This window comes from Dickeya dadantii NCPPB 898 (assembly GCF_000406145.1).
GTDB lineage: Bacteria > Pseudomonadota > Gammaproteobacteria > Enterobacterales > Enterobacteriaceae > Dickeya > Dickeya dadantii.
On the sequence record NZ_CM001976.1, the window covers coordinates 4754389 to 4774517 of the forward strand.

Genomic DNA, 20129 nt, shown 5'->3' on the forward strand with positions numbered 1-20129 from the left:
CCAGATGCCTTGCTTTCCGCCATCGACCGCCCTGTTACATCCTTTCTAATTTTAAACCCCTCGACTTAAAAGATAGACGGCTAACCGTTCTGGCGATATGTTAACCTTATTGCTGAATCCGTCCTTGCGCGCCCGCGCATTCAATCTATTAAAATAACGATGAAAACAAATAAGTTACCACTACTGGCGCAGGTTTCCGCCGCTCACTGGGTTAGTCATTTTCACATGATGGTGCTGCCGGCGCTGATGCCGCTGATCTCCGCGCAGCGCGGCATCAGTTATGTGGAAATCGGTGTTGCTCTGGGCGTGTTCAACGTTGTTTCCGCTCTTGTGCAGACGCCGATCGGCTTTGCCGTCGACCGCATCGGGCCGCGCCGCACGCTGATTGCCGGGTTGACGCTGGGTAGCCTGTGCTTTTTGTCGCTCGGCCTGTTTACCAGCTACAGCTGGATGCTGATCGCCATGGCGCTGGCGGGGCTGGCCAACGCGGTCTACCACCCGTCCGATTACGCACTGTTGTCGCGTGGCATCGCGGAAAATCGGATGGGGCGCGCCTTCTCGGTCCATACCTTTTCCGGCTTCCTCGGCACCGCCGTCGCGCCAGCCATTCTGCTGGCGGTGGCGTCCGTCACCAGCATCGAATTCGCGTTTGTACTGTCCGGGATATTCGGGCTGCTGACCGTGCCGATGCTGTTGGGCGAACGGGAAACGCTCCCCTCCGCCGCCGCACAGAATAAGCACAGCCAGGTGCCGAAGGTAGCGGTGTTCACTCTGCCGATTCTGTCGCTGCTGGTGCTGTTCATGCTGCTCAACCTCAGCACCAACTCGATTCAGAATTTCTCGGTTACCGCACTGGTGAACGGTTACGGTATGCCGCTGACCGAAGCCAACCTGGCGCTGACCGCGTTTCTGTTTACCAGCGCGTTTGGCGTGCTGGCGGGCGGCTCGCTGGCGGATAAAACCCGGCATCACGGTATGGTCGCCACTGGCTCGCTGGTCATCACCGCCGTGCTGGTCGCCATCGTGGCGATGTATACGCTGCCGTCGCTGGCGACCATCCTGATTCTGGCCGTCGCCGGTTTTCTTTCCGGTATTATCGCGCCATCGCGGGATATGCTGGTGCGCAACGCTTCCCCGGCCGGCGCCGAAGGTCGGGTGTTCGGCGTGGTCACCACCGGTTTCAATATCGGCGGCGCCGGCGGCCCGGTGGTATTTGGCTGGCTGCTGGATCAGGGTCATCCGTCCGCCATTTTCTGGTCGGCGGTGATATTTATGGTGATTACCGCCGTGATGGCGCTGGCGCAGGAACTGTACAGCACCCGGCAGCGGGCGCTGGCCGCATAAGAAATATGGGGTTCAAAAAGCAGAAACCCGCGTCTGACGCGGGTTTCTGTAGGTCACAATCAGACGGAAAACCGCCGATCAAATATCGATATTCGCCGCTTTCAGGGCGTTTTCTTCGATAAAGGCGCGGCGCGGTTCAACGGCATCGCCCATCAGGGTAGTGAACAGCTCGTCGGCGGCGATAGCGTCTTTCACCGTCACGCGCAGCATACGGCGGCTTTCCGGGTCCATGGTGGTTTCCCACAGCTGTTCCGGGTTCATCTCGCCCAGACCTTTGTAGCGCTGAATCGCCAAACCACGGCGCGACTCTTTCACCAGCCAGTCTAATGCCTGTTCGAAGCTGGCGACCGGTTGTTTACGCTCGCCGCGCTCAACAAAAGCATCGTCTTCGATAAGGCCACGCAGTTTCTCACCCAATCCATTGATTTTGCGATATTCGTTGCCCTGAACAAACGCCAGATCCAGCGCATAATCGGAATCCACGCCGTGGGTACGTACCCGCAGCACCGGCTCATGACGCTCGTTCGACTGGCGCAGCAGGAAGCTATAAGTACTGCCGTGCTGTTCTTTCTCGTTGAGATAGTGAATCAGCGAGTCAATCCACTGCTGAGCCTGCGCCTGATCGTTCAGCATCGCTTCCGTCAGCGTAGGCTGATAGAGCAGCGCGTTAAGCAGCGCGCGCGGATAACGGCGCTCCATACGGTCGATCAGCTTCTGCACGCCATAGTGCTCGGCTACCAGTTTCTCCAGCGGTTCCCCCGCCAGCGCCGGCGCGTGCGCGTTGGTGTGCAGCGTGGCGCCGTCCAGCGCCAGCATGATCTGGTACTGGTCCATCGCCTCGTCGTCTTTGATGTACTGCTCCTGCTTGCCTTTTTTCACCTTGTACAGCGGCGGCTGGGCGATAAACACATGGCCGCGCTCAACGATTTCCGGCATCTGACGGTAGAAGAAGGTCAGCAACAGGGTCCGAATGTGAGAACCGTCGACGTCCGCATCGGTCATGATGATGATGTTGTGGTAACGCAGTTTGTCCGGGTTGTACTCGTCACGGCCGATACCGCAGCCGAGCGCGGTGATCAGCGTCGCCACTTCCTGCGAAGACAGCATCTTGTCGAAACGCGCCTTTTCCACGTTCAGGATCTTACCTTTCAACGGCAGAATGGCCTGATTCTTACGGTTACGCCCCTGCTTGGCAGAGCCGCCCGCTGAGTCCCCTTCCACCAGGTAGAGTTCGGACAGCGCCGGGTCGCGTTCCTGACAGTCCGCCAGCTTGCCCGGCAGACCGGCCAGATCCAGCGCGCCTTTGCGGCGGGTCATCTCACGCGCTTTGCGCGCGGCTTCGCGGGCGCGGGCGGCATCGATGATCTTGCCGACCACGATTTTGGCGTCGTTGGGGTTTTCCATCAGGTAATCCACCAGACGGTCGTTCATCAGCGATTCCACCGCCGATTTCACTTCCGACGACACCAGTTTGTCTTTGGTCTGGGAGGAGAATTTCGGGTCCGGCACTTTCACGGACACCACGGCAATCAGCCCTTCGCGCGCGTCGTCGCCGGTGGCGCTGACCTTGGCTTTCTTGCTGTAGCCTTCCTTGTCCATGTAGTTGTTGAGCGTACGGGTCATGGCGGCGCGGAAGCCGGCCAGATGGGTACCGCCGTCACGCTGCGGAATATTGTTGGTAAAGCAGTAGATGTTTTCCTGAAAACCGTCGTTCCACTGCATGGCGATTTCCACGCCGATGTCGTCTTTTTCAGCGCTGAAATAGAACACCTGCGGGTGGATCGGCGTCTTGTTGCGGTTCAGGTACTCAACGAAAGCCTTAATGCCGCCTTCGTAGTGGAAATGATCGGCCTTGTTCTCTTCACGTTCGTCACGCAGGCGGATGGACACGCCGGAGTTGAGGAACGACAGTTCGCGCAGACGCTTGGCCAGAATCTCATATTCAAACTCGACCACGTTGGTGAAGGTTTCCAGACTCGGCCAGAAACGCACCGTGGTGCCGGTGGTGTCGGCGTCGCCCGTCACGCTCAGCGGCGCTTGCGGTTCGCCGTGACGGTATTCCTGACGATGAATTTTACCTTCGCGGCGGATCACCAGTTCCAGCTTCTCGGACAGGGCGTTTACTACCGATACCCCCACCCCGTGCAGACCGCCGGACACCTTGTAGGAGTTGTCGTCAAACTTACCGCCCGCGTGCAGCACGGTCATGATCACTTCGGCGGCGGACACGCCCTCTTCTTCGTGGATACCGGTAGGAATACCACGGCCGTCGTCCTGCACCGATACCGAGTTATCAGCATGAATAGTAACGACAATATCTTTACAGTAGCCAGCGAGCGCCTCGTCGATAGCGTTGTCCACCACCTCGAATACCATGTGGTGCAGACCGGTTCCGTCATCCGTATCACCGATATACATCCCCGGGCGTTTACGGACCGCATCCAGCCCTTTTAATACCTTGATACTTGAGGAGTCATAAGAATTCGACATCAACGTTTCTCGCTCATTTAGTCCTGTGATTGAACGGTTATTTTACCCTGTTCCACGCGGAACATCTTGCCATTTTCGCCCACCATGTCGCTAATCTGCTCTGCGGTGATGGCGCTGACGAACACCTGCGCCTGCGTCGCCTTCAGCCGCTCGGCCAGCAGGCGGCGGCGGGTGCTGTCCAGTTCGGAGGCGAAGTCGTCGATCAGGTACAGGCACTTCAGCCCGTTTTGCCGGGTGAGGAACTCGCCCTGCGCCAGCCTGAGCGCGCACATCAGCAACTTGAGCTGGCCGCGAGACAGCATGTCCTCAACCGCCACGCCGCCGGCGCGGATGCGAAAATCGGCTTTGTGCGGCCCTAGCGCAGTGTAGCCCAACTGCCTGTCGCGCTCGAAATGGCGCTCCAGCAGCTCGGCGTAGTCACTCTCTTTGTCCCAGCCGCGCTGGAAGGAAAAACTCAGGGAAAACTCCGGTAAAAACTGGGCGCAGGTGGAACCGATATCCGCCGCGATGGCGGCGCTGTAGTCGGCGCGCCACTGGCTGATGCCCTCGGCTAACGGCACCAGTTCCCGATCCCAGGCGCGCAGTTGCCCATAATGGCTGACCTGACGCAACGCCGCGTTACGCTGGCGCAGCAGCCGCTTGAGGTTGCTCCAGGCGCTGAAAAAGCCGGGTTCGTTGTGAAAACAGCCCCAGTCCAGAAACGCGCGGCGGTATTTGGGGCCGCCGTTGAGCAGAGTGAAGCCTTCCGGGGTGATCAGTTGGATAGGCAGCAATTGCGCCAGCTCCGCCACTTTATGGCCGTCGCTGCCGTCGATACGCACCGTACTGTCGCCGTCGCGGTTTTTGCTCAAGCCCACGGAACGCTCGCGCTCCTGCCCCTCAATACGGCCGTGCAGGATGAATTCAGCCTGCTCGTGGCGAATCACTCTGGCGGCCTGAATACTGCGAAACGCCCGCCCGTGCCCCAGCGTGTAGATGGCTTCCAGCACGCTGGTCTTGCCGCTGCCGTTGGCGCCCACCAAGAAATTGAAGCCGGGAATCAGCGCCAGATCGGCCGATTCGATATTACGGAAATCGCGGATAAGAAGACGGGTCAGCGCCATGTCACAACCATTCTGCTTGATTTCTTGCCCATGCCGGACGTTTTTGCATTCCCAACGTTGCACTCTCAACCAACGTTGCACTTTCAACGCCGTCCTGCCGATAACAACACGCCGCACCTGATGGCGCGGCGTGTGAAACGGGCAAACGCGGACGCCCGCCGCTCGGGATTACAGACGCATCGGCATGACCACGTAGGCCGCCGCCTGACTGGCCGCATCCTCAATCTGGACGCTGGATACCGAATCGGTCAGCAGCAGACGCACGTCTTCGCATTTCAGCGCGTTGAGCACATCCAGCACATAGCTGACGTTAAAACCGATTTCCATCTCCGTACCGCCGTATTCCACATCCAGAATCTCTTCCGCCTCTTCCTGTTCCGGATTGTTGGCGGTGATCCGCAACTGGTTCTGGTTCAGGTACAGCCGCACGCCGCGGAATTTCTCGTTCGACAGGATCGCCGCACGGGAGAACGCCTGACGCAGCAGGTCGCAGCTTGCTTCCAGCGTCTTGTCCGGATTTTTCGGCAGCACGCGGCGGTAATCCGGGAAACGGCCATCCACCAGTTTGGAGGTAAAGATAAAATCGCCGACATGGGCGCGGATATTATTGCTGCCGATCTGCAACTGCAGCGGCGTATCGCCGCCATCCAGCAGACGCACCAGCTCCATCACCCCTTTACGCGGCACGATCACCGAATGCGACGGCAGCGACTGCCCGACCGGCATGGAGCACACCGCCAGACGGTGACCGTCGGTCGCCACGGTGCGCAGCTCTTCGCCGCCGGTTTCGAACAGCATGCCGTTGAGGTAGTAACGCACATCCTGATGCGCCATCGAGAACTGGGTGGCTTCGATCAGGCGTTTCAGCGTCGCCTGCGGCAAGGTGAACTCCACCTCGCTTTGCCAGTCGTCCAGATTGGGGAAGTCCGCCGCCGGCAGCGTGGACAAGGAGAAACGGCTACGCCCGGAGCGCACCAGCATCCGATCCCCTTCCAGCGTAACGGAAATCTCCGCGCCGTCCGGCAGACCACGGCAAATATCGAACAGCTTGCGGGCCGGAACGGTAGTCGCGCCCGGTTCATGGGGCTGCGTCAGCGCCAGATGCGCCACCATCTCCATTTCCAGATCGGTACCGGTCAGCGATAACCGGCCTTCGCTGACCTGCAACAACAGGTTGCCCAGAATCGGCAACGTCGGTCGCCCGCCCAGCGGGCTGCTGACCTGTTGCAACGGTTTTAACAGATGCTCACGCTCAACGATAAATTTCATGATGTTATGAGGATAAGGTTCGGATTAAATTGGAAAAATCTTCTTTGATGTCGTGACTTTCCTCGCGCAGCTGCTCGATTTTGCGGCAGGCATGCAACACGGTGGTATGGTCACGGCCACCGAACGCGTCGCCGATCTCCGGCAGGCTGTGGTTGGTCAGCTCTTTGGCCAGCGCCATCGCCATCTGACGCGGACGGGCCACCGAACGTGAACGCCGTTTGGACAACAGGTCGGCCACTTTAATCTTATAGTACTCCGCCACCGTCTTCTGAATATTGTCGATGGTGACCAGTTTTTCCTGCAACGCCAGCAGGTCGCGCAGCGCTTCGCGCACAAAATCGATGGTGATCGACCGGCCGGTGAAATTGGCGTTGGCGATCACGCGGTTCAGCGCGCCTTCCAGCTCACGCACGTTGGAACGCAGACGCTTGGCGATAAAAAACGCCACTTCGCCCGGCAGGCGGATATCGTTTTCGTCCGCCTTCTTCATCAGGATCGCCACGCGGGTTTCCAGCTCCGGCGGCTCGATCGCGACGGTCAACCCCCAGCCGAAGCGGGACTTGAGACGATCTTCCACCCCGTTGATCTCTTTAGGGTAACGATCCGACGTCAGGATGATCTGTTGGTTGCCTTCCAACAACGCGTTGAAAGTGTGGAAAAACTCTTCCTGCGAACGCTCTTTATTGGCAAAAAATTGGATGTCATCGATCAGCAGTGCGTCTACCGAGCGGTAATAGCGTTTGAATTCTTCGATGGCGTTATTCTGCAACGCCTTAACCATATCCTGCACGAAACGCTCGGAGTGCATGTACACCACTTTGGCATTCGGCTTGCGAGCGATAATGCCATTGCCCACCGCGTGCAGCAGGTGGGTTTTACCCAGACCGGTGCCGCCGTACAGGAACAACGGATTGTAGGCTCCGCCGGGATTGTCCGCCACCTGACGCGCCGCCGCGCGGGCCAATTGGTTGGACTTACCTTCCACGAAGTTGTCGAAGGTGTGCTTGGGGTTCACGTTGGAGCGATAGGTGTGCTCGGCCGGCGCCGCAGGGGTTTCCCAGCTCGGACGCACCGGCGAGGCGGCGCGCGCCTGAGGCGCGGGTGCGGCGGCGCTGTGGTGGCCGGTTGACACAACAACAGGCGTCATCGGCTTGCTGCCGACTTCAAAACGCAGCAACGGCGCATCCATGCCGCAGAAATCATTCAACAGTCCATTGATATTATTGATGTATTTATCGCGTACCCAATCCAGTACAAAACGATTCGGGGCGTAAAGCGCCAGAGTGTTGTCACTCAGTTCCGCCTGTAACGGGCGTATCCACATACTGAATTCTGTGGCAGGTAACTCATCCTGCAAACGGGCAAGACACTGCTGCCAAAGCGAAAGTGACACGGCGGACTCCACTCGAACAAGGTCAATCAAGAAAAGGAACAGACGTTAGTTATGTAACTCATGATTTTCAGGCACCCGGCTACGCATGGATACGGCTGCGCCGGGGTGCGCCGCGCGGAAAGCGGCTTTACCGTGACGATCCCGATCCAGGGATCGCTAGCGGGACGGCGGATCATAACCTAAACCACGCCAGAGATCTCCCCTTTCTACACAGTTTTGATCCTTTTTATCCACAGGCTCTTCTTATAGTATGCGCCAACTCCGGCTTTCCATACGGGCCATCCGTGCGGTTACCCACAACCCGCCCGTGGATCTCAAAAAGGTCTTAAGCATAAACGTAATCGGCACGATCAGTGGTGACGCGGATCATGATCCCGCCGACAGGATCGTGGGCGGATCCTTGCGCTTTATTGTAGAGTCCGTATAATTCCCAGCCTGCGCGTAGCGCCTGTTTTCTGTGCTGAGTAGCTGTTTTTTGTGCTGAGCAAACAGAAAGTCCGGGACAACCGGAAAGTTTCAGGCGGGTAAAACGCGGATGTTAATTGACTCGGGACTGTACAATTATTACAATCCCGCCTCTTTATTATGCGATAGAGGCGTCGGTCATTTTTCACGCCGAGTAGCCAAACGCGTTTACTGTGAAGTCTTAAATCAAGTTTAGGTAGAAATCGCCATGAAACGCACTTTCCAACCGTCCGTATTGAAGCGTAACCGTAGCCACGGTTTCCGTGCTCGTATGGCCACTAAAAATGGTCGTCAGGTTCTGGCCCGCCGTCGTGCGAAAGGCCGTACTCGTCTGACTGTTTCTAAGTAATAAAAGCTAACCCTTCGAGTGGTTACGCTCGCTTTTCCCAGGGAGTTACGTCTGTTAACTCCCAGCCATTTCTCTTTCGTCTTCCAGCAGCCACAACGGGCCGGTACGCCGCAGATCACCATCCTCGGTCGCCCCAATACGCTGGGACACCCTCGTATTGGTCTTACCGTCGCAAAAAAGCACGTCAGACGGGCTCACGAACGCAACCGCATCAAGCGCCTGACGCGTGAAAGTTTTCGTTTGCATCAGCACGAACTGCCCGCGATGGACTTTGTCGTCATCGCCAAAAAAGGGGTGTCTGAACTGGATAACCGTACACTAACGGAAGCGTTGGAAAAATTATGGCGCCGTCACTGTCGTTTGGCTCACGCCTGCTGATTGGCCTGATACGCGGGTATCAACGCTTTATCAGTCCGCTACTTGGACCGCACTGCCGCTTTCAGCCGTCGTGCTCCCAATATGGCATTGAAGCAATACGCCGGTTCGGCATGATAAAAGGCAGTTGGTTGACGCTTAAACGCGTATTAAAATGCCACCCTTTGAACCCTGGTGGTGATGATCCCGTACCGCCAAAACCCGACAATAACAGAGAACACTAACGATGGATTCGCAACGCAATCTTCTTCTCATCGCTCTGCTATTCGTAACGTTCATGATCTGGCAGCAGTGGGAAACGGACAAAAATCCACCCGCGGCGACCCAGACCACGCAACAGGCGAATGGCGCTGTGGGCGATGCAGCCAACCAGGGCGTACCTGCCAGCGGTCAGGGTAAACTGATCACCGTGAAAACCGACGTGTTGTCGCTGAACATCAACACCCGCGGCGGCGACATCGAAGAAGCCGACCTGCTGGCCTACCCGGCGGAACTGGGCTCCAGCCAGCCGTTCAAACTGCTGGAAACCACCCCGGCCTTTACTTATCAGGCACAAAGCGGCCTGACCGGCAAAAACGGCCCGGACAACCCAGCCAATGGCTCACGCCCGCTGTACACCGCGCCGGCGGATCGCTTTGAACTGGCTGCGGGCCAGAATGAACTGCGGATTCCGTTGACCTACACCGACGCCAACGGCGTTAGCTTCACCAAAACCTTCGTGCTGAAACGCGGCGAATACGCGCTGAATGTGGAATACGGCGTCAATAACGCCAGCGCCCAGCCGCTGGAGCTGACCCTGTTCGGCCAGTTGAAGCAGTCCATTGATTTGCCGTCGCACCGCGACACCGGCAGCAACAACTTCGCCTTGCACACCTACCGTGGCGCGGCGTTCTCTTCCAGCGACGACAAATATCGCAAATACAGCTTCAGCGATATGAAAGAGAACCTGAACATCACCACGCAGGGCGGCTGGGTTGCCATGCTGCAGCAGTATTTCGCCACCGCCTGGGTACCGGCGGCCACGGGTAACAACACGTTCTACAGCGCCAATCTGGGTAATGGCTTAGCCGCCATCGGCTTTAAGGCCCCGCCGGTTATCATACAGCCGGGCAGCCAGCAGAACCTGAACGCCACCCTGTGGGTCGGCCCGGAAATTCAGGATAAGATGGCGACGGTCGCGCCGCATCTGGACCTGACCGTGGATTACGGCTGGCTGTGGTTCATCTCCCAGCCACTGTTCAAACTGCTGAAATTCCTGCACGGCTTTATCGGCAACTGGGGCTTCTCGATCATCGCCATCACCTTTATCGTGCGCGGCATCATGTACCCGCTGACCAAAGCGCAGTACACCTCGATGGCGAAAATGCGCATGCTGCAGCCGAAACTGCAGGCAATGCGCGAGCGCATCGGCGACGATAAACAGCGCATGAGTCAGGAAATGATGGCGTTGTACAAGGCTGAGAAAGTGAATCCGCTGGGCGGCTGCTTCCCGCTGCTGATCCAGATGCCGATCTTCCTGGCGTTGTACTACATGCTGATGGGTTCGGTAGAGCTGCGCCACGCGCCGTTCGCACTGTGGATTCATGACCTGTCGGCGCAGGACCCGTACTACGTGCTGCCGATCCTGATGGGTCTGACCATGTTCTTCATTCAGAAGATGTCGCCGACTACCGTCACCGACCCGATGCAGCAGAAGATCATGACCTACATGCCGGTGATCTTCACCGTGTTCTTCCTGTGGTTCCCGTCGGGCCTGGTGCTGTACTATATCGTCAGCAACCTGGTGACCATCGCCCAGCAGCAGCTGATTTATCGCGGGCTGGAAAAACGCGGCCTGCATAGCCGCGAGAAGAAATAACCGGTTGATTGCCCAATCAATCTCAATGTAAGGCGGTCACTGACCGCCTTATTTTTTACGTTAAGACAATCCCATAACAGCGTCTGAAAACAGGCGCGAGCGCAGAGAGAACACCATGAGCCATACCGACACCATCGTTGCCCAAGCCACCCCGCCGGGACGCGGCGGCGTAGGTATTCTGCGTATCTCCGGCCGCACCGCCGCCGCCGTGGCGCAGGCGGTGCTGGGCAAGCTGCCCAAACCGCGTTACGCCGATTATCTGCCTTTCCATGACGCCGACGGCAGCGTGCTCGATCAAGGCATTGCCCTGTGGTTCCCCGGCCCGAACTCCTTTACCGGCGAAGACGTGCTGGAGCTACAGGGGCACGGCGGCCCGGTGATTCTCGACCTGCTGCTCAAACGGATAGTGGCGCTGCCAGACGTGCGCATCGCCCACCCCGGCGAGTTCTCCGAACGGGCGTTTCTGAACGACAAGCTGGATCTGGCGCAGGCCGAAGCCATCGCCGATCTGATCGACGCCAGTTCCGAGCAGGCGGCTCGTTCCGCCGTCAACTCGTTGCAGGGCGTGTTTTCTACCCGTATCCATCAACTGGTGGAAGCACTCACTCACCTGCGAATCTATGTGGAGGCCGCGATTGATTTTCCCGATGAAGAAATCGACTTCCTCTCCGACGGCAAAATCGAAGCCATGCTCAACGACGTTATCGGCGATCTGGGTGCGGTACGCGCTGAAGCGCGCCAGGGCAGCCTGCTGCGCGAAGGCATGAAAGTGGTGATAGCCGGGCGGCCGAATGCCGGCAAATCCAGCCTGCTGAATGCGCTGGCCGGGCGCGACGCCGCCATCGTTACCGACATCGCCGGCACCACCCGCGACGTGCTACGCGAGCATATTCATATCGACGGCATGCCGCTGCACATCATCGACACCGCCGGGCTGCGCGACGCCAGCGACGAGGTGGAACGTATCGGCATCGAGCGCGCCTGGCAGGAAATCGAGCAGGCGGACCGGGTGCTGTTTATGGTGGACGGTACCACCACCGATGCGATGGAACCGGCAGCTATCTGGCCGGAGTTCATGGCGAGATTACCGAAAACGCTACCGATCACCGTGGTGCGTAACAAGGCAGACGTCACCGGCGAACCGCTTGGCATTGAAGATGTGAACACTTACTCACTTATCCGCCTTTCCGCCCGGACGGGTGACGGTGTAGACCTGCTGCGTGACCACCTCAAACAAAGCATGGGATTTACCAGCAACACCGAAGGGGGATTCCTGGCCCGCCGCCGCCATTTGCAGGCACTGGAGCAGGCAGCACAGCATCTGCAACAAGGTCATGAACAATTGGTCGGCGCCTACGCCGGCGAGCTACTGGCCGAAGAACTGCGGCTGGCACAGCAATCATTAAGTGAAATCACCGGCGAATTCACCTCCGATGATTTGCTGGGACGAATTTTTTCCAGTTTTTGTATTGGGAAGTGACATTGAGAAATCTGGCAGAGATTACGCAAACAGACGCGAAAAGATAAAAACGTTGTCCAACTCTCGGGAAATTATTCCCAACCCGTCGTCAATCGCCTCGATCTAGTCTGTAACCCTCCCAAGATCGCATCGCGAATAGGAGTGGGAAAATCCGCAGGCAGTTGGTTTCTGACACTCACGATGACAGAATCAACCGTCTGTGAAAATTCAGTCAGAATGCGTTCCATTGATTCTCTGGCAAAGCCAACCGCCTTTGCCGTTTGGAAAAAATGCCGAGGGAATATCTGCTCGATATGGTATTTCTTACCTCTGGTGCCAGCCAGCCCCATCGCTAGCTTCGCATCTCTACGGTCAATTCCCCGCCCCCCCATCGCCGGGTACATAGAGAGAATGTCATAGAAAGGCGTGAGGCGATATCTTCCCTCAGACTCAATAAACAAGGAAAAGTTTTTCGCATGACCATCCGTTGCAGCCAATAGCCAAAACAGCACCTGCGCCTTCATAAAACTATAACGATCCCTTTGTGGATCAACCGCGCCTAATAGATACGACATAATGGCGGAAATACCTGGTCCACCATGATTTTCATATTTTAGTGCGGAAGGCACGTTTAATACCTGACAAAAATCCTCCTGCGGCAGCCGCATAATCCAACTGCCATCCGAAGCATATTTGCGATCAAAACGCTCCACGGCCAGAGCTTTTATCTTGCCAGCTTTGATCATAAAACAGTGCGGCACCGGTAGCCCAAATGCCCTGGCAATGAGCAGGCACAGGTACTCATTCTCAACGCTGTCAGACATATCAATTGAGTAAGAATGACTCTCGATTTTACCAATCGGTAGTTTGATGATGTGGGTAGTTGGTGTGGTATTGAAGGGCAGGCACCAGTGATTATTCAGATAAAGCAGGGCCGTTTTTTCCTGTGCGCCAGCAATAGAGATTCGAAAATCGTCTTCTGTATCAATCATCCCCAGAGGGGCATCGGACAGATACCCCGACAGTATGCTTTCAAGCTGTTGCTCGGATAAGGTTTTATATTCAATCTGTTTTATATCGCGAGCAGGAATACCCTGCGGCACCAATTGCAACGCCCCGACACTGTCTTGCCCCACTTTAGCCAGCAGATCAAACGGCTGGGTGGAATCCGCATGATGCCTGGCAACAATTCGCCTTCTGATATCCGGGTTATCCGGCAACAAATTGTCGAAGAAATTATAAACTTCATCACCTTGATAGGGCTGATGGCGTAGTGGCATAGAGAGCGAAATGGGTCGGTTCCCCGGCAACCCGAGCCAGTTCGCATCGTAGGAAAAATGATGTGCGCCACTGCCCGTTTTGGTCAGAATCCCCACCCGGTAGCCGTTCATGTAAACATCGAGCGCAGCCATTACCATTCTTCCTTCCAGGATGGTGCGACAGAGGCCTCGTTATTGGCGGCATCCATATTCCTGGGAGTAACCGTAAGTTCTAAATTCAATGCCGACAGGATTTTAAAGAATGTTTCCAGCTTGGTGGAATCAGGATGTTGTTCGAAGCTGGATACCGTGTCCTGGCGAATACCCACTTTACTGGCCACTTTCCCTTGTGAAAGCTTCTGCGTGATACGAACATCTTTCAGATAGCTGCTAAGCTGTTTGGCGTTGGTGACTTTCATCATTTTATCCTACCGGTTACAGGCGGTAAGATAAATATTACACGCCTCAGCAGGTAAAACAAGAATTACACGCCATAGGCGTTAACTACATAATTACCTGTTATAGCGTGTGATAATAGTATGGGTAATATGAGGAAACGTCATAATGAATACTTTCCCCACACTCGCCTTAAAGAGCAACAAATTCATTGTTTTATAAATAAATTTCACTTTCTGTATTGGCAAGCAATCCCCACCGCCAATCGAAGGCTACCGAAAGCCTGACGGCGTATTAGCTTTCCCGAAACGTCCGGCGCCACTCGCCGGGCGTGACGTTAAACTGGCGGCGGAAGTGCTGGCGCAATGATGTGGCGGTACTGAAGCCGACCTGTTCCGCAATGGCGTCGATCGACAGCGTGGTGGACTCCAGCAGCGTCTGGCTTTGTTGCAGGCGCTCCGCCATCAGCCATTCGCCGACTGACATGCCGGTGGCTTTGTGAAACTGCCGGGTAAAAGTACGACGGCTCATTAACGTCCGGCGCGCCAGTTCATCAAGATGATGGGACTGGTCGAGACGGCTTCTCAGGTAGTCCAGCAGTGCGTTGATTCTGGCGTCCTGCGTGGATGCCGGCACCGGTCGCTCGATGAACTGTGCCTGGCCGCCTTCCCGATGCGGGGGAATCACTATTCTTCTGGCGACGTTGTTGGCAATCGCGCTGCCGTGGTACTTCCGGACCAGATGCAGGCAACAATCCAGCCCGGCGGCCGTGCCCGCCGAGGTAATCAGCCGCTCGTCCTCCACGTACAACGCATGAGTATCCAGATGAATATCGGGAAAACGCTGCTGAAAATCCTGCGCGAATTCCCAGTGCGTCGCCGCCTTGCGCTGCGTAAGCAACCCGGCCCACGCCAGCACATAAGTGCCCAGACACAAACCAACCAGCAGGCTGCCGTGCGCATAGGCCGCCGCCAACGCGGCCAGCAGCGCCGGGTTCGGCGTCTCCTGCGGATTACGCCAGTAGGGCACCACGACGATATCGGCCTCCGCCAGCGCGTCCAGCCCGAACGGGGTATCAACCAGCAGCCCCTGTGCGGAACGCAGCACGCCCTCTTCGCCGGCGCAAATTCGCAGCCTGAACAGCGGCTGCCCCGGCAGCACATCGCCGAAAATCATGCAGGGCACCGATAAATGAAACGGGCTGAACTGATTGCAGGCCACCACCGCGACCGACGGAATATGTATGCTCACGTCTCATTCCTCCTGCTTCGTCACACCCGCTCCGGATACCCGTTACAGCATACAAGACTCGCCATCCGCCGGGATCCGCACCTGATGCGCCACGCCGTTTTGCTGCAGAAAATCACGCAGGGCCGTACGACTCAGTGCCGAATGATTGACCGCTTCCATGTGGCTGGCGATTAGCGTTGCATTAAGCGCATGTTGCGCCACCGCCAGCACATCCTGCTGATTCATGATAATCGACCCCAAGCCGACGACTTGCGCATCGCCGCAATTGAGAATAATGACCTCCGGCGTATAACGACGCAGGTTGTCGGCCACATCCGCATTCCAGACCGTATCGCCTGCCAGATACAGCGTTTTTTCCTGCGGGTGACGAAACACCACGCCGCACACCTCGCCCAGCCTGTCGCGTAACTTTTCCATAATCGCGTCGCTGCCGTGCTGACCCGGTGTTTTGATCAGCGTGATATCGCCAAACACGCTCTGTTCGGTCAACAGGCGAACATCGCTGAACCCGGCGGCCCGAATCGTTTCCCGGTCTTGTTCGTGCTGGGCAAATATCGGTAATGATTTAGGCAGATGGATTTCAGCCGCCTCATCCCAGTGATCGAGATGGGGGTGGGTAACAATCACCGCATCCACACCGGCAAACAGGCTCTCCAGCGTGACCGGCAGGTCCACCAACGGATTACGCAAGTGGCTGTTCAGCGTGCCGTCGAAACCGGGGTAAGCGCCTTTTTCGGCCAGCATCGGGTCGATGAGAAACGTTTTACCGGCAAAGTTGATTTTCAACGTGGCGTTTCTGATCTGGGTAATATTCATGACGGTATGCCTTAGTGTTAAGACCATTGCAGATAGCCGTCATTCTGCTCGGAAAACCGAGCAGCCGGCAGTGGCCCGAAGGTCATTTATCGATATATTCGGGCCAAACCGCCTCCTCAACAAACCGTGGTTCGCCGGTTATCTACCGATGTAATAAACCATGAATATTAATAAACGTAATTACTTTAGATTTATCTATTAAATTTATAATAAGAAAAACTTGTTATCATAAAATGGTCTCTCACGCTATATTCATTATTACAATTCCGTCATCGATTTATTTATCAATCTCCTTTAAGGACAAAGGAAATAATATGGACGAATTATTAATCAATCCGCTCGAACTGAATGGATTCGCTTTCATCGAGTTTGTCACCGACGCTCCGGAAACGCTCTCATCGTTATTTTTTTCTTTGGGATTTACACGAGTGGCGCACCATCGCCACCGCGATATCTCACTCTTCCGACAGAACGACATCAATTTTCTTGTTAACAATACCGCCGCCGGTTTTCCGCAAACGTTCCTGCAGGAACACGGCGCTGGCGCCTGTGGCATCGGGTTTTACGTCAGAGATGCGACTCAGGCTTATGAACAGGCACTCCTGTCAGGCGCCAGGCCGGCAAGCCAAACCGCCAGTCCGGGGGAAGTCCTGATACCGGCTATCGAAGGCATTGGCGGTTCGAGAATCTATTTCATCGAGAAATATCACACAGACATAGATATTTTCGATATCGACTTTACCTTTATTCCCGACGTGGAAAGAAAACCGAAAGGATTCGGGCTGCATACCCTTGATCACCTGACCAATAATGTCTATCAGGGGAGAATGAATTACTGGTCTGAATTCTATAGCCGAATATTTAATTTTCAGCAGATTCGCTATTTTGATATTGCGGGTGAATATACCGGATTACATTCTAAAGCCATGGTGGCGCCGGACGGTAAAATCCGTATTCCATTAAACGAAGAGGCGGAAGGCAGCAACGGACAGATTCAGGAATTCCTGCGCCGTTTTAATGGCGAAGGGATCCAACATATCGCGATGCAAACCGACGATATTCTGACTACTCTCGATCGGCTGCGTCAGGCGGGGTTACCACTGATGACCGCGCCATCCGATACCTACTACCAGATGGTGGAGGAACGCTTGCCCGGCCACGGCCGCGATATCGCCGCCCTGCAGACGCGCGGCATTCTGATTGACGGCAATACCCGCAACGGGCAGAAAAAACTGCTGCTGCAAATTTTCTCGGAAACCCTGATCGGCCCGCTGTTTTTTGAATTCATCGAACGGGACGGCGACGACGGTTTTGGTGAAGGCAACTTCAAGGCGCTGTTTGAATCCATGGAGCGCGACCAGCTGGCGCGTGGTGAAATCAAAGCCACCGGAGCCGCATAGCACTTATTCGTATTTCATTTATTCGTTCGGGTACGGCCTTGTGGAAATGAACAAGGCCGTTTCACCGATTGAATACCGACGACATTATCGAGGCTGGCGCGCAATTAAGTGTTCACCCCAGGTATTACCCATTTTTTTGCTCATAGATTTTGCGCGCTTCGCAAATGGTACGGTGATGCGCATCCGCCCACTGCACCAACGTCTTCATCGGTTGCAGAAAAGAGCGCCCAAGCTCGGTGAGCTGGTATTCCACCCGTGGCGGCACCTCGGCATAAAGCGTGCGCCGGACAAATCCATCCTGCTCCAACAGCTTCAATGTCTTGGAGAGCATTTGCTTGGAAATATCGCCAATACGGCGCATTAGTTCATTAAACCGCAGCGTGCCATCACTCAGCGTTTCCAGCACCAGCAGGCTCCACTGATCGCCAATGCGATCCAGCACATCGCGTATCGGACAAGCCTGTTCAAATACAAAAACATCTTTTTCAGCAACGGTTTTCGGCACCACACACACTCCACATGGTCAGTTGTTGATGACCAGATAACAAATGGGTGACTTCTTGCGCAGCGATCGGGCTTTGCGCATAATCCTTCCAATGGTCTACATATTAGACCTTTCCCTTAATGAAGACTATAAGGAATGGAACATGGCTCATATTGCACTTATCGGCGCGTCCGGCAACGCGGGTTCACAGATTCTAAAAGAACTGTCTGAACGTGGTCATCAGATAACCGCGATTGCCCGTCACCCGGAAAAAATCGCCGCGCTGCCCGGCGTCACCGCCAAGCAAGGGGATGTATTTGATGTAGCAGGGCTGACGTCACTGCTGGCAGGTCACGATGCGGTCATCAGCTCCGTTCATTTTACCAGCAGCGATCCGCAGATTCTGATCGACGCCGTGCGCGCCGCAGGTGTGAAACGCTATCTGGTGGTCGGCGGAGCGGGCAGCCTGTTAGTGGCGCCGGGCCAGCGTCTGGTGGATCAACCGGACTTCCCGGAGGCTTACAAGGCGGAAGCCACCAAAGGCGCCGATTTTCTCGGTCTGCTGAAAACCGTCACCGATCTGGACTGGACGTTCCTGTCGCCGTCCATGATGTTCGTTCCCGGTGAACGTACCGGCACATTCCGCCTCGGTAAGGACGATCTGCTGACCAATGAGCAAGGCAGCAGCATCTCTTTCGCGGATTACGCCATTGCGTTGGTGGATGAAGTGGAAACACCGCGGCACATCCGCCAGCGCTTCACCGTTGGCTACTGAGTCACACCCGATGTGACGGAGATTGGCATCCTGTGTCCAGGCTGAATCTCTTTTCCCTCGGCAGGTTGCGGGTTTCCCGCAGCCTGTTTTTTTACCGCCGCGAATAACCCGGTCTATTCCTGCGCCGCCTGTCGCAGGCTGTCGCCCTCCAGCCGGTAACGGATCCACTCGTTTTGCGGCGCAGCGCCCAGACTGTCGTAAAAATCGATAGCAGGCTGATTCCAGTCCAGCACGCTCCACTCCAACCGTCCACAACCGCGTTCAACCGCCAGACGTGCGATATATTTCAGCAGCGCTTTGCCGGCACCCTGGCCGCGATAATGCGGCGACACGTACAGATCCTCCAGATAAATGCCGTCGCGCCCCAACCAGGTGGAGTAACTGGTGAAAAACACCGCAAACCCGATCGGTTCGCCGTTCCATTCGCAAATCAGCGCTTCGGTAGACGTACCTTCGCCAAACAGCGTTTGCTCGATTTCCTGCTGATTGGTCTTCACCTCGCGCAGCGCTTTCTCGTACTCAGCCAGTTCACAAATAAAATTCAGGATAGTGGCGGAATCCTGCTGCGCCGCCCAACGGATATGTAAGGTCATAAAAAGATCTCTGTGATGGATTCGTCAGGCTGCAAGCTTAATCGCCAGGTTATAATGCATGAAGTGCAATATTATCAATTCATGGTGAATATTATGCATCCTCAGTTACGGCGCCTCGACCTCAATCTGTTGCTGGTGTTTGATGCCATCTTCCGGCATCAGTCGGTCACTCGCGCCGCCGCTGAACTTGCCATGAGCAACTCGGCGTTAAGTCATGCCCTGAGCAGATTACGCAAGACGCTGAATGACGAACTGTTTTACCGTTCCGGTCAGGAAATGCGACCAACGGTCTTCGCGCAAAAGCTGGCTGCCACCATTGGCGACGGGCTGCGTTTGCTGGAACAGGGATTCAGCCTGCGCCCCGGCTTTGACCCTGCCAGCAGCCATGAATCCTTTACGTTTTCGGTGACCGACTATACGGCGTTTTGCGTTTTTCCGGCATTAACCGCCACGATCCAGTCGCTGGCGCCCCACCTGCAATTCCAGTTGATTCACAGCGATCAGAAAGTCGCCTTTGAAGAGCTGTTGGCCGGCCGCGTCGATTTCGCCCTCGGTTTTACCGAATTCGCTGACCACATGCATGAAGACATTCATGATATTGACTGGATGGAGGATGATTACGTGGCGATCACGGCAACCCGCTTCAGAGACAATCAGACGCCGTTATCGCTGGAAGAGTACCTGAACGCTCGTCATCTGGTGATTACGCCCTGGAATGAAATGCGCGGCGCCATCGACTACGAGCTGGATAAACTGGGCAAACAGCGCACTATCGCGCTGCGGATGCCGTCACTGCTGGCGGCACCCGCGATTATCGGGCAAAGCAACCTGCTGATGACGCTGCCGCGCTTTGCCGCCAGCCACCTTGCCGCGCTCACCGGGTGTACCCTCCATGAGCTGCCGTTCCCGGTGCCGCCTTACCACGTCAAAATCTATTACCACCAGCGTCATCAGCGGCGAGCGGCCGACCGCTGGCTGGCGGCGCAGATTCAGCGGCTGGCGCCGCTTTCCCGGCCAGCCGCGTCAACGTAATTAGAAAGGTAACGCGCG

At 56.1% G+C, this 20129-nt stretch carries 19 protein-coding genes; 9 read left to right on the top strand and 10 right to left on the bottom strand.

The genetic code is table 11. The annotated features are described in order from the left end of the window. The first annotated feature begins 159 nt into the window (after positions 1–159). On the top strand, positions 160–1344 hold the full coding sequence (locus tag DDA898_RS21335; RefSeq protein WP_038912328.1) for an MFS transporter: 1185 nt from the start codon (positions 160–162) through the stop codon (positions 1342–1344). 78 nt (positions 1345–1422) lie between these two features. Here the strand turns inward: DDA898_RS21335 and gyrB are convergent, their stop codons facing one another. The 4 genes from gyrB to dnaA form a co-directional block, all read right to left on the bottom strand. Next, positions 1423–3834, bottom strand: a complete 2412-nt coding sequence (gene gyrB / locus DDA898_RS21340) for a DNA topoisomerase (ATP-hydrolyzing) subunit B (RefSeq protein ID WP_013320097.1) — start codon at positions 3832–3834, stop codon at positions 1423–1425. A 17-nt stretch (positions 3835–3851) separates the two neighbouring features. Next, positions 3852–4937: a DNA replication/repair protein RecF gene (gene recF / locus DDA898_RS21345; RefSeq protein WP_013320098.1), complete on the bottom strand. Its 1086-nt coding sequence runs from the start codon at positions 4935–4937 to the stop codon at positions 3852–3854. Between the two features lie 168 nt (positions 4938–5105). Further along, positions 5106–6206, bottom strand: a complete 1101-nt coding sequence (gene dnaN / locus DDA898_RS21350; protein WP_038902453.1) for a DNA polymerase III subunit beta — start codon at positions 6204–6206, stop codon at positions 5106–5108. Between the two features lie 4 nt (positions 6207–6210). Beyond that, entirely contained in the window at positions 6211–7599 is a 1389-nt protein-coding gene (gene dnaA / locus DDA898_RS21355; protein WP_201765875.1) for a chromosomal replication initiator protein DnaA, read from the bottom strand. A gap of 673 nt (positions 7600–8272) precedes the next feature. Between dnaA and rpmH the strand changes: the two genes are divergently transcribed. The 5 genes from rpmH (at position 8273) to mnmE (ending at position 12126) form a co-directional block, all read left to right on the top strand. Continuing rightward, complete coding sequence (rpmH, locus tag DDA898_RS22640) at positions 8273–8413, top strand: 50S ribosomal protein L34 (protein WP_004093983.1); 141 nt, start codon at positions 8273–8275, stop codon at positions 8411–8413. A gap of 18 nt (positions 8414–8431) precedes the next feature. Then, the gene (gene rnpA / locus DDA898_RS22645) at positions 8432–8791 is read left to right on the top strand and encodes a ribonuclease P protein component (protein ID WP_013320101.1); all 360 of its coding nucleotides are present in this window, start codon (positions 8432–8434) and stop codon (positions 8789–8791) included. Beyond that, complete coding sequence (gene yidD, locus DDA898_RS22650; RefSeq protein ID WP_013320102.1) at positions 8755–9012, top strand: membrane protein insertion efficiency factor YidD; 258 nt, start codon at positions 8755–8757, stop codon at positions 9010–9012. Before rnpA ends, yidD begins: the two co-directional genes overlap by 37 nt. A gap of 2 nt (positions 9013–9014) precedes the next feature. Beyond that, positions 9015–10646 (top strand): membrane protein insertase YidC, encoded by a 1632-nt coding sequence (yidC, locus tag DDA898_RS21365; protein ID WP_038912331.1) that lies wholly within the window; start codon positions 9015–9017, stop codon positions 10644–10646. A 115-nt stretch (positions 10647–10761) separates the two neighbouring features. After that, positions 10762–12126: a tRNA uridine-5-carboxymethylaminomethyl(34) synthesis GTPase MnmE gene (gene mnmE, locus DDA898_RS21370; protein WP_038912332.1), complete on the top strand. Its 1365-nt coding sequence runs from the start codon at positions 10762–10764 to the stop codon at positions 12124–12126. Positions 12127–12197: 71 nt separating this feature from the next. Here the strand turns inward: mnmE and DDA898_RS21375 are convergent, their stop codons facing one another. The 4 genes from DDA898_RS21375 to DDA898_RS21390 form a co-directional block, all read right to left on the bottom strand. Further along, the gene (locus DDA898_RS21375) at positions 12198–13517 is read right to left on the bottom strand and encodes a type II toxin-antitoxin system HipA family toxin (protein ID WP_038912333.1); all 1320 of its coding nucleotides are present in this window, start codon (positions 13515–13517) and stop codon (positions 12198–12200) included. Beyond that, positions 13517–13783, bottom strand: coding sequence for a helix-turn-helix domain-containing protein (locus tag DDA898_RS21380; protein WP_033112453.1), 267 nt, complete (start codon positions 13781–13783; stop codon positions 13517–13519). The genes DDA898_RS21375 and DDA898_RS21380 overlap by 1 nt, the downstream gene beginning before the upstream one ends. A gap of 271 nt (positions 13784–14054) precedes the next feature. Next, a complete protein-coding gene (locus DDA898_RS21385; RefSeq protein WP_038912335.1) occupies positions 14055–15011 on the bottom strand; it encodes a GlxA family transcriptional regulator in 957 nt (318 codons plus the stop codon). Positions 15012–15053: 42 nt separating this feature from the next. After that, entirely contained in the window at positions 15054–15827 is a 774-nt protein-coding gene (locus DDA898_RS21390) for an MBL fold metallo-hydrolase (RefSeq protein ID WP_038912336.1), read from the bottom strand. Between the two features lie 314 nt (positions 15828–16141). On the opposite strand from DDA898_RS21390, the gene hppD reads away from it, so the two are divergent. Further along, entirely contained in the window at positions 16142–17227 is a 1086-nt protein-coding gene (gene hppD / locus DDA898_RS21395; protein WP_038912337.1) for a 4-hydroxyphenylpyruvate dioxygenase, read from the top strand. 124 nt (positions 17228–17351) lie between these two features. Here the strand turns inward: hppD and DDA898_RS21400 are convergent, their stop codons facing one another. Next, on the bottom strand, positions 17352–17732 hold the full coding sequence (locus DDA898_RS21400; RefSeq protein ID WP_038902818.1) for a winged helix-turn-helix transcriptional regulator: 381 nt from the start codon (positions 17730–17732) through the stop codon (positions 17352–17354). Between the two features lie 142 nt (positions 17733–17874). Here DDA898_RS21400 and DDA898_RS21405 point away from each other — a divergent pair, with 142 nt between their 5' ends. Continuing rightward, positions 17875–18486 carry an NAD(P)-dependent oxidoreductase gene (locus tag DDA898_RS21405; protein WP_038912338.1) on the top strand — a complete coding sequence of 204 codons (612 nt, stop codon included), beginning with the start codon at positions 17875–17877 and terminating at the stop codon, positions 18484–18486. Positions 18487–18599: 113 nt separating this feature from the next. Here the strand turns inward: DDA898_RS21405 and DDA898_RS21410 are convergent, their stop codons facing one another. Then, positions 18600–19079 carry a GNAT family N-acetyltransferase gene (locus DDA898_RS21410; protein ID WP_038912340.1) on the bottom strand — a complete coding sequence of 160 codons (480 nt, stop codon included), beginning with the start codon at positions 19077–19079 and terminating at the stop codon, positions 18600–18602. Between the two features lie 93 nt (positions 19080–19172). Here DDA898_RS21410 and DDA898_RS21415 point away from each other — a divergent pair, with 93 nt between their 5' ends. Next, positions 19173–20111 (top strand): LysR family transcriptional regulator, encoded by a 939-nt coding sequence (locus tag DDA898_RS21415; RefSeq protein ID WP_236616692.1) that lies wholly within the window; start codon positions 19173–19175, stop codon positions 20109–20111. The last annotated feature ends 18 nt before the right edge of the window (positions 20112–20129 follow it).